17 protein-coding genes are annotated in these 14,874 nt (G+C 40.0%); 8 read left to right on the top strand and 9 right to left on the bottom strand.

What is annotated here, in order from left to right; translation table 11 throughout:
- From HYG79_RS01565 to HYG79_RS01585, 5 genes are all read right to left on the bottom strand, one after another.
- The gene (locus tag HYG79_RS01565) at positions 1 to 744 is read right to left on the bottom strand and encodes a rhomboid family intramembrane serine protease (RefSeq protein ID WP_179240424.1); all 744 of its coding nucleotides are present in this window, start codon (positions 742 to 744) and stop codon (positions 1 to 3) included.
- Positions 745 to 2,595 (bottom strand): DNA mismatch repair endonuclease MutL, encoded by a 1,851-nt coding sequence (gene mutL, locus HYG79_RS01570; RefSeq protein ID WP_179240425.1) that lies wholly within the window; start codon positions 2,593 to 2,595, stop codon positions 745 to 747.
- Positions 2,596 to 2,598: 3 nt separating this feature from the next.
- Positions 2,599 to 2,895, bottom strand: a complete 297-nt coding sequence (locus HYG79_RS01575) for a riboflavin synthase subunit beta (RefSeq protein WP_179240426.1) — start codon at positions 2,893 to 2,895, stop codon at positions 2,599 to 2,601.
- 109 nt (positions 2,896 to 3,004) lie between these two features.
- Complete coding sequence (gene ribH / locus HYG79_RS01580) at positions 3,005 to 3,487, bottom strand: 6,7-dimethyl-8-ribityllumazine synthase (protein ID WP_179240427.1); 483 nt, start codon at positions 3,485 to 3,487, stop codon at positions 3,005 to 3,007.
- Entirely contained in the window at positions 3,487 to 4,254 is a 768-nt protein-coding gene (locus HYG79_RS01585; RefSeq protein ID WP_179240428.1) for a tetratricopeptide repeat protein, read from the bottom strand. The genes ribH and HYG79_RS01585 overlap by 1 nt, the downstream gene beginning before the upstream one ends.
- 123 nt (positions 4,255 to 4,377) lie before the next feature.
- Between HYG79_RS01585 and recF the strand changes: the two genes are divergently transcribed.
- Genes recF through HYG79_RS01600 form a run of 3 tightly spaced genes read left to right on the top strand, consistent with a single transcriptional unit; the run spans position 4,378 to position 6,177 of the window.
- Positions 4,378 to 5,457 (top strand): DNA replication/repair protein RecF, encoded by a 1,080-nt coding sequence (gene recF, locus HYG79_RS01590; RefSeq protein WP_179240429.1) that lies wholly within the window; start codon positions 4,378 to 4,380, stop codon positions 5,455 to 5,457.
- 1 nt (position 5,458) lies between these two features.
- On the top strand, positions 5,459 to 5,881 hold the full coding sequence (locus HYG79_RS01595) for a lipocalin family protein (RefSeq protein WP_179240430.1): 423 nt from the start codon (positions 5,459 to 5,461) through the stop codon (positions 5,879 to 5,881).
- Positions 5,881 to 6,177: a DUF721 domain-containing protein gene (locus tag HYG79_RS01600; protein WP_179240431.1), complete on the top strand. Its 297-nt coding sequence runs from the start codon at positions 5,881 to 5,883 to the stop codon at positions 6,175 to 6,177. Before HYG79_RS01595 ends, HYG79_RS01600 begins: the two co-directional genes overlap by 1 nt.
- 143 nt (positions 6,178 to 6,320) lie before the next feature.
- Here the strand turns inward: HYG79_RS01600 and HYG79_RS01605 are convergent, their stop codons facing one another.
- Together HYG79_RS01605 and HYG79_RS01610 are read right to left on the bottom strand one after the other, a co-directional pair.
- Positions 6,321 to 6,740, bottom strand: a complete 420-nt coding sequence (locus HYG79_RS01605) for a nucleoside-diphosphate kinase (protein ID WP_179240432.1) — start codon at positions 6,738 to 6,740, stop codon at positions 6,321 to 6,323.
- A gap of 48 nt (positions 6,741 to 6,788) precedes the next feature.
- Positions 6,789 to 7,817, bottom strand: a complete 1,029-nt coding sequence (locus tag HYG79_RS01610) for an alkaline phosphatase D family protein (RefSeq protein ID WP_179240433.1) — start codon at positions 7,815 to 7,817, stop codon at positions 6,789 to 6,791.
- 77 nt (positions 7,818 to 7,894) lie between these two features.
- Between HYG79_RS01610 and HYG79_RS01615 the strand changes: the two genes are divergently transcribed.
- The 4 genes from HYG79_RS01615 to HYG79_RS01630 all read left to right on the top strand — a co-directional run bounded on the left by HYG79_RS01615 (position 7,895) and on the right by HYG79_RS01630 (position 11,868).
- Entirely contained in the window at positions 7,895 to 8,911 is a 1,017-nt protein-coding gene (locus tag HYG79_RS01615; RefSeq protein ID WP_179240434.1) for a DHH family phosphoesterase, read from the top strand.
- A 132-nt stretch (positions 8,912 to 9,043) separates the two neighbouring features.
- Positions 9,044 to 9,604 carry a gliding motility-associated peptidyl-prolyl isomerase GldI gene (gldI, locus tag HYG79_RS01620; RefSeq protein WP_179240435.1) on the top strand — a complete coding sequence of 187 codons (561 nt, stop codon included), beginning with the start codon at positions 9,044 to 9,046 and terminating at the stop codon, positions 9,602 to 9,604.
- 7 nt (positions 9,605 to 9,611) lie between these two features.
- On the top strand, positions 9,612 to 10,751 hold the full coding sequence (locus HYG79_RS01625) for a peptidylprolyl isomerase (RefSeq protein ID WP_179240436.1): 1,140 nt from the start codon (positions 9,612 to 9,614) through the stop codon (positions 10,749 to 10,751).
- Positions 10,752 to 10,800: 49 nt separating this feature from the next.
- Entirely contained in the window at positions 10,801 to 11,868 is a 1,068-nt protein-coding gene (locus HYG79_RS01630) for a glycoside hydrolase family 5 protein (protein ID WP_179240437.1), read from the top strand.
- Between the two features lie 44 nt (positions 11,869 to 11,912).
- On the opposite strand, the gene HYG79_RS01635 is transcribed toward HYG79_RS01630, so the two are convergent.
- Both HYG79_RS01635 and HYG79_RS01640 read right to left on the bottom strand, forming a co-directional pair.
- Positions 11,913 to 12,221 (bottom strand): hypothetical protein, encoded by a 309-nt coding sequence (locus HYG79_RS01635; RefSeq protein WP_179240438.1) that lies wholly within the window; start codon positions 12,219 to 12,221, stop codon positions 11,913 to 11,915.
- A gap of 14 nt (positions 12,222 to 12,235) precedes the next feature.
- Positions 12,236 to 13,690 (bottom strand): aminoacyl-histidine dipeptidase, encoded by a 1,455-nt coding sequence (locus tag HYG79_RS01640; protein ID WP_179240439.1) that lies wholly within the window; start codon positions 13,688 to 13,690, stop codon positions 12,236 to 12,238.
- A 72-nt stretch (positions 13,691 to 13,762) separates the two neighbouring features.
- Between HYG79_RS01640 and HYG79_RS01645 the strand changes: the two genes are divergently transcribed.
- Entirely contained in the window at positions 13,763 to 14,830 is a 1,068-nt protein-coding gene (locus HYG79_RS01645; RefSeq protein WP_179240440.1) for a DUF3810 domain-containing protein, read from the top strand.
- The last annotated feature ends 44 nt before the right edge of the window (positions 14,831 to 14,874 follow it).

The raw sequence follows: 14,874 nt of genomic DNA on the forward strand, positions 1-14,874 counted from the left end.
TCAATTCCATCGATTACCGTTAAACTGGTTTTTTTTCCAATACCACATCATAATAAATCCGAACAAGGCTCCACCAATATGGGCAAAATGGGCAATACCACTGCCAAAAATAGAATATCCCGTTACGCCAGAAAACAGATCAAGACCTATAAGCACCGGAATAAAGTACTTTGCCTTTATGGGTACTGGCAAAAATATCAAGAAAAGTTCACTATTGGGGTAAGACATGCCAAAAGCTACCAAAATACCATAAATGGCCCCAGATGCCCCAACTGCCGGTGTATTATAAGCACTCAAAAAATTATCGATCGTGCTTTGTGAAGCAATATTGTACCAATCTGGCATATACCGTCCGCTAGATATGATTTCTATGATTTGGGTTTGAGAGATTCCGGAATTTGCCAATGCGTCAAGCCCTGCGTTAAAATAATAATAATTGACCCCGGTATGTATCAATGCCGCTCCTAGTCCGGCCGAAAAATAAAAAAACAAAAATTTGTTCCTGCCCCACATTCGTTCTAAAGGTGTGCCAAAAGCCCAAAGGGCGTACATATTGAAAACTATATGCATGAGCCCACCGTGCATAAACATGTGCGAAACTATCTGCCACCATCCGAAATTTTCGTTTTTTGGAAACCATAACGAGAACCACTCGTACATTTGGTCACCGTACAGTGCGGTTGCGGCAAAAAATAGTATATTAACGATTAACAGGTGCTTTATAGCATCACTTATTCTCCCCATCTAAATAAATTTTTTATCTATATCGTTTTCAGAAATGGTAATATGTATGGGTTTGTTGAAGGGGCTCACCATGGGTTCCTTACAGGCGAACAAATCGTTCACCAATGCCAACTGCGATGTGCCGTCCAAAACTTCCCCGGTTTTGACCGAAAGTGTTTTACATAGGGTCTTGGCCACCATATCGGTATACGAAAAACTGTTCCCCTCTACCTCATCTTGGTAATCTGAAATCAATTGATCCAATACTATCCCCACCTCGCTCTCCGGAACCAGTATTGGCACCCCTTTGACCTTAACGGCATCCTCTTCTTTGGTCTCGATAACGAAACCCAAAACGGATAAACTTTCTTTTATTTCATTCAGTATCCGAATATCCGACTTTGAAAATGAAAGTGATAACGGAAACAACAATTGTTGACTAACCGCCTCTTTTAATGTACTATGCTTTAAAAAATTTTCGTACAGTACGCGTTGATGGGCCCTACTTTGGTCAATTACCACGATACCCGACTTAATAGTAGTCAAAATATATTTTCTACGTAATTGTATCGTTGTGGCAGATGATTCGGTATGAGCTTCTTTCCCTTTAAAAATAGAGCCCGTGATAGTGTCAGATTCAAATTGAATACCCTCTAGATTTTCATTTTTTTCGACTTCGGACCGTAGGCCAACATACATACTTTCCCATCCTTTTGAACTTTTTGTGCTGTGGTTTGCATGGTGTACCGATTTTTGTTGTTTCTCCACAAAGGGGTTAAACCCTGCGTTTACCGTTACCCTTGGAAGTGTCGCTACTTTGCCTTGATAGGCATAAGGCGTTTCCAAATTTTGGTCTTTTTCAAAATCCAGCGCGGGTACTACGCTAAATTGCCCCAAACTGTGTTTGATCGTAGATCGTAAAATGGCATATAATGTATGCTCGTCATCAAACTTTATTTCGGTCTTTGTAGGATGTATGTTGATATCTATCGACGAGGGATTTACTTCCAAATATAAAAAATAACCCGGATGTGTATCTGTCTTTATCAACCCTTCAAATGCAGAAACCACGGCATGGTGCAAATACGGACTTTTTATAAAGCGATTGTTCACAAAAAAGAACTGTTCGCCCCTACTCTTTTTGGCGAATTCGGGCTTACAGACGAACCCTTTTATGTTGACAACTTGTGTACCTTCTTCTACGGGAACCAATTTTGGATTGGTCTTGTTACCGAATACGTTGACCAAACGTTGCCTAAGGTTTGATTTTGGCAGGTTGAACAATTCACTCCCATTATTGTACAAATTGAAAGCAATAGACGGATGCGCCAAAGCGACCCTATGAAATTCATCAATGATATGGCGAAGCTCTACCTGATCCGATTTTAAAAAATTTCTACGTGCCGGAATATTGAAAAATAAGTTTTTTACTGCTATAGAAGTCCCCTTTGGGGTTACCGATACTTCTTGAAATACGACCTCGCTCCCTTCGATTTTTATATGTGTGCCCACTTCAAGATTTTCAGGTTTCGTGTGCATTTCTAGATGGGCGATAGCGGCGATAGAGGCTAGTGCCTCGCCACGAAAGCCTTTTGTGGACAGATTGAACAAATCCTCCGCATTTGTTATTTTCGATGTAGCATGGCGCTCAAAACTAAGACGGGCGTCGGTATCGGTCATACCTATACCATCATCTACGACCTGTATCAAGGTCTTGCCACCGTCCTTAACTATGAGTTTTATCAATGACGAACCAGCATCAATGGCGTTCTCCAATAGCTCTTTCACTACCGAAGCCGGTCTTTGCACCACTTCGCCAGCAGCAATTTGATTGGCCACATGGTCCGGTAAGAGTCTTATAATATCTGCCATTATTTAGGAGAAGAAAATTGAGAGGTCAAAATCCAATAGATATAGGCAAATCAAAATTAAAATAGACAATATAACTACCATCCTTATTTTTAGATTACGGTCTCCCTTTCTTTTGGTATCCTGCAGGACATTGTTAAATTTTGTTTTAAGCCCCCTATTACTGCCGACCGTGGTCCTGTATTCATCAAATTTATGCTCAAGCTTAAAAGGATTCCCTTTTCCTTTATCATCAAAGTATCTTGGACTGTATTCAAACTTTCTGTTCCTACGTAATTTCGTTATTTTACTTAAAATGCCCATATCTCAAAGTTACTTAAAATCAAAAAGCAGCACCCAAAAGGATTCCTAAAATTTGTTAACAGTACAAAATGAAATATAAGTGGATAAATAGGCTATAGCAGCACTAGACTTACTTGCCCAAAGCGGCCATTTTAATGGCAGCTATGGCCGCTTCGGTGCCCTTGTTGCCATGTTTTCCACCACTGCGGTCAATGGCTTGTTGCATTGTGTCATCGGTCAAAACACAAAAAATAACTGGGGTGTCAAAGTGTACGTTCAAATCTTTTATACCTTGTGCGGTTGCATTGCACACAAAATCAAAATGTTTGGTCTCCCCTTGTATTACACTACCTATGGCGATAACGGCATCTACATTTCGTGAAGTGATCATTTTTTTGGCACCGTAGGTAAGTTCAAAACTTCCAGGCACGTTCCAACGAATAATATTTGCCTCATCGGCACCACAGTCCAAAAGGGCCTCTTGTGCGCCATCATAAAGTGCTTCGGTAATTTCATGGTTCCATTCGGAAACAACAATCCCAAATCGAAAATTTCTCGCATTTGGGATTGTTGCCTTATCATAGACCGATAAATTTTTGTTAGCGGTCGCCACTATTTTCCGTTTTTGGCCATTGCGATGAACACGTCAATGGTATTGGCTTCGGAAGACTTTGAATATTCGTCCTTTATCTTTTGAAAATATCCCAGGGCCTTTTCATTTTGATTTAGCTCCATAGCCGTAACACCTGCTTTGTACAGAAATTTGGGAGCGGTAAAATCATTATCTGAGTGTGCTATCGCTTTTTCGTAATAATCCAAGGCCTCTTTAGGCTGGTTCAATTGCATGAACGCATCACCCAATCCACCTTTGGCCAAAGCACCTAGCATGGCCTCGTCAGAAGAAAAGCTTTCTAAATATTCTATGGCCTTTTCATACTGTTGCATATCCAAATATGCCATTCCGGCAGAGTAGGTAGCGATATTTGCCGCTTTGGTACCACTATATTCACTTATAATGTCCAAAAAACCATATTTACCTTCTGCACCTTCCAATGCCAAGGTATACAATGAATCCTTCTCCGTTGTATTGGTCAAGGCTTGGTCAAAGTATTGTTGCGGGTAATACATTTGGTTTGCGGCATCTGCCTGTTTGGGCTTTATGACAAATTGATTATAGGCCAAATAACCCAAAACCCCAACAGCTATTACACCAATTACACCAAGAATATAATTTTGGTTTTTGGAAACCCATTCCTCGGTCTTGGAAGCCCCTTCGTCCAAAGTACTAAAAACCTCTGCTGTTGTGCTGTTTTCCGCATCAAGCTGTTGCTCTTCAACTTTGTTCTTTGGTTTATAGCCTCTCTTTTTGTATGTCGCCATCGTATTCTTTTATTGGTCGCGCAAAAATAAAGTTTTTATCCAAAACCTAAGGGTATTTATTCGTTATTTTTCGATATTTTGCACGTTCGCTAATGATAGAAAATAAAATCCCGACGATACGGAATGCATTTAAAGAAGTTATCCCTCATCAACTATAAAAACTTTGACGCACGAAATTTTGAATTCGATACTAAAATAAACTGCTTTGTAGGTAAAAACGGAATAGGAAAGACCAATATTCTCGATGCCATATACCATCTTTCCTTTGGGAAAAGCTACTTTAACCCTGTCGCCACACAAAATATAAAACATGAGCAAGATTTCTTCGTGATAGATGGCGAGTTTGAAAAAAATGAGCGGGAGGAAAAAATTATTTGTAGTCTAAAGCGGGGCAACAAAAAAATCATAAAACGAAACGGAAAACCATATGAACGCTTTTCTGACCATATCGGGTTTTTACCCTTGGTAATCATATCCCCCGCCGATAGGGATTTAATCGTAGAGGGGAGCGACACCCGTCGTAAATTTATTGACGGCGTTATTTCCCAGTCGGACAAAGCTTATCTCCAAACCCTCATCAAATACAACAAAGTACTGCTACAGCGAAATTCGCTTTTGAAATATTTTGCCGCCAACCGTACTTTTGATGTGGATACACTAGAAGTTTATAACGAGCAATTACATACATATGGCACCGATATATTCCTAAAAAGAAAAATCTTCCTTGAAGCGTTTATTCCAATTTTTAAGGAGCAATATGCGGCCATATCTGGCAAAAGTGAAGAGGTCTCTTTGCATTACGATAGCAGATTATTGGAGTGTGACCTTAGTGTACTGTTAAAAAATACAATCGAAAAGGATAGGGCCTTGCAATATACCAGCGTAGGTGTTCATAAAGATGATTTAAGTTTTCAGATTCAGGGGCACCCCATAAAAAAGTTTGGAAGTCAAGGGCAACAAAAATCGTTTTTGGTAGCATTAAAATTGGCACAGTTCAATTTTATCAAAAAACAGGCGCAAACAATTCCCATTCTACTTTTGGACGATATTTTTGATAAGTTGGATGAAAATAGGGTCGCACATATCGTAACTTTGGTAGACGATGCTAATTTTGGGCAAATCTTTATAAGTGACACCCACGCCGAACGCACAGAAAATGTGGTCAAAACTATACACCAATCATATAAAATATTTAAATTATAGCATGCAGAAGGCTTTGGTTTTATTGGTAATTATGTGGTCATGTATCGCTTGCAACGAAAAGGTAGCATCGGCAGATTTACAAAACCTGAACGGGTATTGGGAAATCGAGGAAGTTACTTTCCCCAATGGAGATACTAAAGATTACAAAGTAAATGCGACCATAGATTATATCAAAATAGATAAAAACAAAGGTTTCAGAAAAAAAGTACAGCCAAAATTTGATGGTACGTACAAAACGTCGGACGATGCCGCTGCATTTTCCATTACCGAAAAAGACGCGGTTTTTTTGATTCACTATAAAAACGGTTTGAACGAGTGGAGCGAACAATTGGTCTCTGTATCGAAGAATGATTTTTCTGTACGAACAGAGGACGGCGTCATGTACAAATACAAAAGATTTACACCTATACAAGTGACGGACTAATGGCAAAACGCAACAATACAAATTTGCCCATGAGCGATGCTCTGCAGGAGTTTATCCAAAAAAACAAACTCCAAAAAGGCATTGACAAGGTTGATGCACGCCAAGCATGGGCAGACTTGATGGGCAATGGGGTAAACAACTATACCACTGCCGTGGAGTTAAAAAACGACACCTTACATGTTTCGCTTTCATCATCGGTATTGCGTGAGGAACTTAGCTTGGGAAGGTCTAAAATCATTGCGATGCTGAATGAGGAATTGGGAAAGGAACTGATAAAAAAATTGATTTTAAGATAGCTTATCCATTATACTTTTTATGTTTTTTGATAAACCCTATCAATTGAATTTAATTTTGGATGACCTGGATGCTCAGTATTCAATATAATAAAAATGCCGTATCGCAATATAGCGATACGGCATTTTTATATGATATTCCAAACCTAATATATTTCCCTTCCGGAAAAATGAAAAGCACCTTCGATTGCTGCGTTCTCATCGCTGTCCGAACCATGTACCGCATTCTCACCTATATCCTTGGCAAATAATTTGCGAATGGTACCCTCGGCAGCCTCTTCAGGATTTGTTGCACCTATCAGTGCCCTAAAATCCTCAACAGCATTGTCTTTTTCCAAAATGGCCGAAACAATGGGACCACGTGTCATAAATTGTACCAATTCCCCAAAGAATGGACGCTCCTTATGAATGGCATAAAATTCTTGAGCATCCCTTTTGCTCAATTGGGTATATTTCATAGCAACGATTTTAAAGCCTGCGGAAGTTATTTTTTCCAAAATAGCCCCTATATGGCCGTTCTCAACGGCATCTGGCTTAATCATTGTAAAAGTTCTATTTGTAACCATGTTTAAAATTTTGTGCAAAAATACGTTTTATTCACTAAGCTGCAAGATTTAATAGCTTTGTTGCAGCTCCCCTAAAATATCGCCATTTACGCCGATGATTTTCATATGGGCCACTTTGTCCGCAAAATTAAAACCTACTACTCCAAAACTTTCGGTAGCGATGACCTCCCCGACACGAAACGGGTTGGGCTCGCCCGAAAAACCTCGATAGGCATGTGTAAGCCCACTGCTAGTAAAATCAATGAGCGGATAGGAAAGTCCCACAGTTTTATCCCTTGAAAATTCAGATATATGCCGGTCTCCCGATAAGAACAAGACTCCTTTTGCCCCTGATTCTTTTATGGTTTTTTTCATTTTATCCACTTCGTGGGGAAAATTGCCCCAACATTCAAAACCATGCTCGTTGGACAAAAACTGAATACTTGTCACCAGCACGTTAAAGTCCGCGTCAGAGGCTTTCAACTCATTTTTCAACCATTTCCATTGCTTTTCACCTAAAATAGTCCCTTCCCCATACCTATTGGGCTTATTTCTTTTTTTGGTATCAGTATCCGGTGTAAGTGAAGTTCTAAAATATCGGGTATCCAGAACAATAATCCTGACTTTACCGTTGACCATATCGTAATCGTGACTGGTGTACACGCCTTCTTGCTGCCTTCTCGGGCTATTTTGGGGTACATCCATAAAATCCATAAATTCTTGTTGACTTTCCTTTTTCGCACTAAATTCCACTCCCCCATCATTGAGTCCATAATCATGATCGTCCCATGTGCCTATTACGGGTATTTGCGATTTGACCTTTGCATACCCTGGAACACTGTCTTGCTGTGCATACATATATCTTAATGTACCCATATTATCAGTATCGGCATAAATATTGTCTCCGCCCCAAATCCAAACATCGGGATGGGCAGCCAGCACATCGTCCCATACTTCGTTGGCCAAGTTTGTTTTATTGCAAGAGCCAAAAGCAATGGTAAAATCCGCTTTGGTCGGTTTTAAAGTTGTACTGGTTTTACGGGATGTACAGGAAAACAATAAGAGGTACAGTACTAGGACAAGGTATACTTTTTTCATTTTTGATATATTTTTGCACTGGTAAAAATAGAATATTAAACAATAGCCCTATGTTATAAAATTGTATCTTTGCGCGCATGAATTTAGAGGATGTAAATGCGGTAAAACAGTTACTTTCCGCACCCCAAAAAATTGTTGTTGTCCCACATAAAAATCCTGATGGCGATGCCATAGGTTCAACTTTGGCACTGTGGCATTATTTAAAAAAGAAAGGTCATGAAGCAACGATCATAGCACCGAACGACTTTCCCAAATTTCTGAAATGGATGCCCAAAAACGAGGAAATCCTAATTTTTGAAAAACAATCCATACAAGCTAAAAAATACATTGAAGAGGCCAGCGTTATTTTTACGTTGGATTTTAATCATTTGGGGCGCATTGGCCAAATGGAACCTCTTTTGGAAGCTTCACAGGCAATATTTGTGATGATAGACCATCACCAGGCCCCGTCGGGCTATGCCCAAATCATGTATTCCGATGTGACCATGAGTTCTACCTGTGAAATGGTCTACAATTTTATGGAGTCGCTCAACGATGTGGAAAAAATTGATACGGACATGGCAAACTGCCTATATACCGGAATTATGACCGATACGGGATCTTTCAAATTTTCATCGACCACAAGCCGCACCCACAAGGTTGTAGCCGATTTAATAGATAAAGGTGCGGACAATACAGCTATTCACAACAGGGTTTTTGATACGAACAGCCCCAGCCGACTGCACCTTTTGGGTTGTGCTCTTGGCAATATGAAAATATTGGAAGCATACAGCACAGCCTATATTACCCTGAGCCAAGCAGAACTTGATAAGTACAATTTCAAAAAAGGCGATACCGAAGGTTTTGTAAACTATGGCTTGACCTTGGAGGGTATACAATTTGCGGTTATTTTCATTGAAAATGCCGAGGAAGGTATCATAAAAATCTCGTTTCGCTCCCAAGGGAGCTTTTCGGTAAACGAATTTGCACGAAAATATTTTGATGGTGGCGGGCATACCAATGCTGCAGGTGGTAAAAGTGAACAATCACTTCAAGAGACCACGGCATATTTTGAAACAGTCCTCGAAAACTACAAAGACCAGCTTACAGCATGAAACGAACACAAAAAAAAATTAAAAACCACCTAACAAGATACTCTCTAAATCTTTTACTGCCAGAACGTTACAGTTTCACACGTTCAGCATTTTTTGGTAGGCTTTTTTTAACAGATGACAAAATATAGCTGTATGAAAAAGTATCTGTTTATTATATTGCTTTGTATTGGCTTGGTATCCTGTGGCGGTCCGGAACCCAGAAAACCCATTAAGGTAAAATCAGGGAATTTTTACAAAGCGTCCGCTGAACGTAACAAAAGTCTTTTGGCCAAAGAAGAAGCGTATATACAAAAGTTGATAGCGATGGACAGTGCCAATACCTACCAAAATAGTGCGAGTGGTTCTTGGTATCATTATACACAAAAAAACAAAACAACAGATTATGTTCCCCAAACCGACGATTTGGTAACCATGACGTATGCGGTGTTGAGTTTGGAAAACGACACTATATATTCCTTTGAGGATATTGGCATAGTAAAATACAAAGTTGATAAACAAGAACTGTTTCCGGGGCTACGCAACAGTGTAAAATTATTAAAAGAAGGCGAAACAGCTACATTTCTTTATCCTTCTTCGCTTGCTTTTGGCTATCATGGTGATGGTAAAAAAATAGGCACCAATATTCCGATAAAATCGACTATAAAAATTTTTAAAATAGATAAAGATTCAGTTAACGTTCAAAAATTAAATTGATAATAAAATGAAGAAAGTATATATTCTGATTGCGGTAACGGCAATGGTATTGTCCAGTTGTAAAAGCAGTAAATATGCCGATCTGGGTGATGGCCTTTTTGCGGATATACAAACCAACAAAGGTGATATTGTAGTAAAACTGGAATATGAAAAAACACCTATTACCGTGGCTAATTTTGTATCCTTGGCCGAAGGGAAAAGCCCTTTCGTGAGCGAGGAATTCAAGGATAAAAAATATTATGACGGGCTCATATTCCACAGGGTCATGAAAGATTTTATGATTCAAGGCGGTGATCCAACGGGAACGGGAAGAGGCAATCCCGGTTATAAGTTTATAGATGAGTTCAATGATTCGTTAAAGCACAAAGGAGCGGGAATTCTATCTATGGCCAATTCGGGGCCAACCACAAACGGCAGCCAATTCTTTATCACCCATAAGGCCACCCCATGGCTTGATGGCAAACATACTGTTTTTGGAGAAGTTGTTGAAGGTATGAATATAGTCGACTCCATTGCCAATGTGAAAGTAGCTGCCGGGAACAAACCGGTAGAAGAGGTTAAAATGAATACGGTTGAAATTATCAGGAATGGAAAATCTGCCAAAAAATTCGATGCCGTAGAGATTATGACCGAGTATTTTGCCAACGAGGAAGAGCGACTTGCAAAAATCGAAAAGGAAAAAGCCGAGAAAAAAGCAGCTGTAAAAAAAATGAAAGCCGATTTTGTAGCCGAAATACCCACGCAAAAGGAAAAAGCGGAAACATTAGCCTCGGGACTTCAAATACTTACACTTAAAAAAGGGGAAGGTGAGAAACCTAAGATAGGGCAAAAAGTCAAAGTTTTTTACGCCGGCTATTTGGAAGATGGTACTTTGTTTTACAGCAATATGAAAGCTGTTGCCGAAAGTTATGGCACCTACGATTGGAACCGAGAGCAAGCGCTCGGCTATGAACCCGAGGAAATGCTATACAGTCCCGAGGCGCGACTGGCGGCCGGTTTCAGGGAAGGTCTGTTGAGCATGAACGTTGGTGATAAGGTGCGTTTGTTTTTTCCCTCGCATCTTGGTTATGGCGATAGGGATTACGGGCCGATTCCCGGCGGTTCAAGTTTAGTCTTTGATTTAGAGCTTGTTGGGATAGTGGAATAATATTTTTTGGAAAAATACCGTTAACACAATAAGCCCTAATGTTTTAAAAATGAAAACTATTTTTCTTAATTACGCTTTGTTATTGGTATTGGCAGTTTTTACAAACTGTAATTCTGAAGCTGTACCATTAGAAACCGAAGAGGTTGCCGAAGAAAAAAAGGATGACGTAAATGAAGGCGATGACAACAATAATAGTGACGATACAACATCAATAGTCGCCGAACACGGTCAACTCAAAGTTTTGGATGGTAAAATCGTTGATAAAAACAACGAGCCCCTACAGCTGAGGGGTATGTCTTTTTTTTGGAGCCAGTGGATAGGGAAATATTATACACCCGAAACCGTAAAATGGTTAAAAAACGATTGGCAAGCCACCATTGTAAGAGCGGCCATGGCCGTAGAGGATGATGGCGGGTACATTACCAATCCCGAGGAAAACAAACAAAGGGTATTTACCGTTGTAGATGCCGCTATTGAAGCGGGGATATACGTCATTATAGATTGGCACAGTCATTTTTCCTTGGATAAAGTAGAAGAAGCTAAAGCATTTTTTAGCGAAGTCGCAAAAAAATACAAGGATGTCCCCAACGTTATTTTTGAGCCCTATAATGAGCCGATAAACGTTTCTTGGAAAAACGATCTTAAACCCTACCATGAGCAGGTAATTGCCGCGATAAGGGCAGAAGGGAATACCAATCTTGTAATTTGTGGCACCAGAACATGGTCGCAACGTGTCGACGATGTCATTGGAAATACTATAGATGACGACAATGTCGCTTACACCCTTCACTACTATGCTTCAACACACAAGCAAGATTTACGAAATATCGCACAAACGGCATTAAATGCAAAAATCCCGATTTTTGTTACCGAATTTGGTGTTACCGAAGCATCGGGCAATGGGGTCATTGATGTTGAGGAAGCTACTACTTGGTGGACTTTTTTGGATGAAAACAAAATATCCTGGTGCAACTGGTCCGTTGCCGATAAAGAGGAAAATTCAGCTGCCCTTAAACCAAATACCAGTACCCTAGGGGGTTGGGGCAGCGAAGACCTTACCCAGAGCGGTACCATGGTTAGGGAAGAAATGAGAGCGAAAAATCCAAAGTTCAACTAGGCACATACTATGAATTACGATTATTTTGGGGTGTATCATAGTATCTATCCCCCTTGTCCGTTTTCCAATGTTATAGAAAAATAATATGTTGCCGCTAGAAATATCGTAGACAATATCAAATACAGAAAAAATGTAAGTCTACTTTTCTTTTTTAGAAAAAGGGCATTTAAAAACAATACGCCAAATAGTACATTTAAACCTATATAAACTGGGAACAAAAAACTTTTGAAAAACCTGTCAAATTCCGTTAAGTGACCATCTGGAAACCCTATCATAGTATAGTCATAATAAGACAAAATAGCACCTATGGCGACACTGATCGAACCTAATATGCCATACCATCTTTTAGGCATTGTAAATATCGTTTTTATGGGGTATTTTGTAAAATAGCCACTAAAAATTTCCAGAATTTCTGAACAGATGCGATACTCACTCGCTCATCGGGTGAGTGCGCCCCTTTGATGGTAGGCCCAAAACTTATCATATCCATATCAGGATAATTTTGCCCCAAAATACCACATTCCAAACCTGCATGACACGCCACTACGTTAGGTCGTGTTCCGAACAAGGTTTCATATTGTTCCTTTAAAATTTCAAGAATTTCGGAATTCGGATCAGGATTCCAACCTGGGTACTCGCCATCAAAAGTTACGGTGCAGTTGGCAAGTTCAAAAACTGATTTTAAGGCTTGTGCCAAATCCATCTTAGCCGAGTTGACCGAGGAGCGGGTCAGGCAGCTGATCTTTATTTTTCCTTGACCAACGGTAACCTTCGCTATATTGTTGGATGTCTCGACCAGGTCTTCCATAGCGGCACTCATGGCGTAAACACCATTATGTGCGGCATAAATGGCTTTTAGCAGTTTATCTTGGGCACCTAGGCCCATGACTTTTTTTGGAACTTTGGCAGACGTCAAAGTAATTTTCAGATTTGGCTCGGTAATGGCCAATTCCCTTTGAATTATGGATGCCAAATCGCGAATCTTATTCTCAAACGAAGCCGAATGTGATTTATCTACGACCAATAAAGCAACACTTTCCCGTGGTATGGCATTTCGTAAACTACCTCCATTAATTTCAGAGATACGTATATTGAAACACTCATTGCCATGATGTAACAAGCGGTTCATTATTTTATTGGCATTTCCAAGACCTTCGTGAATCTGCATACCGCTATGCCCGCCCTGTAATCCATTTACGATTAACGAGTATGCCACTACCCCTCTTGGGGCATCCTTTTCGTTATAATTTCTGAAAGCGGTCACATCCACACCTCCTGCACAACCAATATCGATTTCATCATCTTCTTCAGTATCCAAATTCAATAAAATTTCCCCTTTGAGAACTCCACCCTTCAAGCCCATTGCACCGGTCATTCCAGTTTCTTCATCAATCGTGAAGAGCGCTTCCAATGGTGGGTGTGCAATAGCCGTGCTTTCCAATAACGCCATAATGGCGGCCACTCCCATTCCGTTGTCGGCACCCAAGGTCGTACCTTTGGCCTTGACCCAGTCATCCTGCACGAACATTTCGATACCTTGCGTGTCAAAATCAAAAACGGTATCATTGTTTTTTTGGTGCACCATATCCAAATGGGACTGCAGGGTAATCATCTTTTTATGCTCCATACCCTTGGTGGCAGGTTTTCGGATGATGACGTTACCTACGGTATCGGTAATTGTTTCAAGACCTAGTTTTTTTCCGAAATCCATTACAAAAGATATCACACGTTCCTCTTTTTTAGAGGGTCGGGGTACTGCGTTTAGATCCGCAAATTTATTCCAAATCGCTTTGGGCATAAGTTTTCGTATGGCTTCGTTCATAACAGAGTTGTTTTTTTTCAAAAATACATATCAAAACACAACTTCATCGCTTATTTGGTTATTTTTGAACGAATGGATAACAAACTACGAAACGGTATTGCACTATCCCTGATACCCCAGATTATTTTGGTGAAATGGTTGGGCAGTTATACCGAAATCGTTGAAAACCATTACAGTCGGGGTGTATATCCAATTATCGCTAAATTCTTCCGTGCACTTTTTGGTTGGGTGCCTTTTTCGGTGGGGGATGTTGTGTATGCCTTGCTTATTGTTTTGGCCGTACGATACGTATTTACGAGACGTAGGCGTATTCGTAAACATCCTAAGGTTTTCCTCAGAAATATGATAATGGTACTTTCGGTCGCCTATTTTACCTTTCACTTACTTTGGGGTCTTAATTACTACCGCAAACCCATTGCCGAAAAATTTGATATCAGTGATACAAACACAGAGGCAGAGCTTGTCCAATTTGTAGAAGAATTGATTACAAAAACCAATACTGTGCAATTTCAAATCACTTCCGACAGTACAAAATCGGTTGAAATACCCTATTCCAAAAAAGAAATTTTCAAAAAAACCTTGCAGGGATACCAGGGCATCAGCACTACTTATCCATTCCTCAGGTATGAGACACCGAGCATCAAAAAATCTATATTCAGTGTACCCTTGACCTATGCCGGGTACGGCGGCTACTTGAATCCGTTCACGAACGAGGCTCAGGTAAACGGGCGTATCCCCAAGTTTAGGTATCCTGTGGTAAGTGCACATGAAATTGGGCATCAAACCGGGTATTCCGCTGAGAACGAAACCAATTTTATAGGGTATCTGGTTACTGCGAACAACCCCGACATCTATTTTAAATATTCTGCCTATGCCTATGCCCTGAGCTATTGCCTTAGTGATATCAAACGAAAGAACGAACCGCTTTTTGACACGTTGATCGTTAAACTGAATAAAGGCGTGTTGGCAAATTATCAGGAATTGAACGACTTTTGGGCAGCTTACGAAAATCCTTTCGAGCCCATTTTCAAATCCATTTTCAGTTCTTTCCTAAAAATCAATAACCAATCGGACGGTATAAAAAGTTACAGCCGTATCGTGTCACTTTTGGTGGCCTATCATAAAAAACATCCTTTATAGACCTGTCAAAATCTTTTAAAAACCCCTTTCGATTTATTGTTAAA

This window comes from Costertonia aggregata (genome assembly GCF_013402795.1).
GTDB lineage: Bacteria > Bacteroidota > Bacteroidia > Flavobacteriales > Flavobacteriaceae > Costertonia > Costertonia aggregata.

Bases quoted from the DNA above. Each gene is read 5' to 3' on its own strand.
- HYG79_RS01610 (WP_179240433.1), bottom strand. From the start codon at position 7,817: ATGAAAAAAGTATACCTTGTCCTAGTACTGTACCTCTTATTGTTTTCC.
- HYG79_RS01605 (WP_179240432.1), bottom strand. From the start codon at position 6,740: ATGGTTACAAATAGAACTTTTACAATGATTAAGCCAGATGCCGTTGAG.
- HYG79_RS01635 (WP_179240438.1), bottom strand. From the start codon at position 12,221: ATGCCTAAAAGATGGTATGGCATATTAGGTTCGATCAGTGTCGCCATA.
- HYG79_RS01625 (WP_179240436.1), top strand. From the start codon at position 9,612: ATGAAGAAAGTATATATTCTGATTGCGGTAACGGCAATGGTATTGTCC.
- HYG79_RS01575 (WP_179240426.1), bottom strand. From the start codon at position 2,895: ATGGGCATTTTAAGTAAAATAACGAAATTACGTAGGAACAGAAAGTTT.
- HYG79_RS01595 (WP_179240430.1), top strand. From the start codon at position 5,459: ATGCAGAAGGCTTTGGTTTTATTGGTAATTATGTGGTCATGTATCGCT.
- HYG79_RS01600 (WP_179240431.1), top strand. From the start codon at position 5,881: ATGGCAAAACGCAACAATACAAATTTGCCCATGAGCGATGCTCTGCAG.
- recF (WP_179240429.1), top strand. From the start codon at position 4,378: ATGCATTTAAAGAAGTTATCCCTCATCAACTATAAAAACTTTGACGCA.
- gldI (WP_179240435.1), top strand. From the start codon at position 9,044: ATGAAAAAGTATCTGTTTATTATATTGCTTTGTATTGGCTTGGTATCC.
- HYG79_RS01585 (WP_179240428.1), bottom strand. From the start codon at position 4,254: ATGGCGACATACAAAAAGAGAGGCTATAAACCAAAGAACAAAGTTGAA.
- HYG79_RS01630 (WP_179240437.1), top strand. From the start codon at position 10,801: ATGAAAACTATTTTTCTTAATTACGCTTTGTTATTGGTATTGGCAGTT.
- HYG79_RS01640 (WP_179240439.1), bottom strand. From the start codon at position 13,690: ATGAACGAAGCCATACGAAAACTTATGCCCAAAGCGATTTGGAATAAA.
- HYG79_RS01565 (WP_179240424.1), bottom strand. From the start codon at position 744: ATGGGGAGAATAAGTGATGCTATAAAGCACCTGTTAATCGTTAATATA.
- mutL (WP_179240425.1), bottom strand. From the start codon at position 2,595: ATGGCAGATATTATAAGACTCTTACCGGACCATGTGGCCAATCAAATT.
- HYG79_RS01615 (WP_179240434.1), top strand. From the start codon at position 7,895: ATGAATTTAGAGGATGTAAATGCGGTAAAACAGTTACTTTCCGCACCC.
- HYG79_RS01645 (WP_179240440.1), top strand. From the start codon at position 13,763: ATGGATAACAAACTACGAAACGGTATTGCACTATCCCTGATACCCCAG.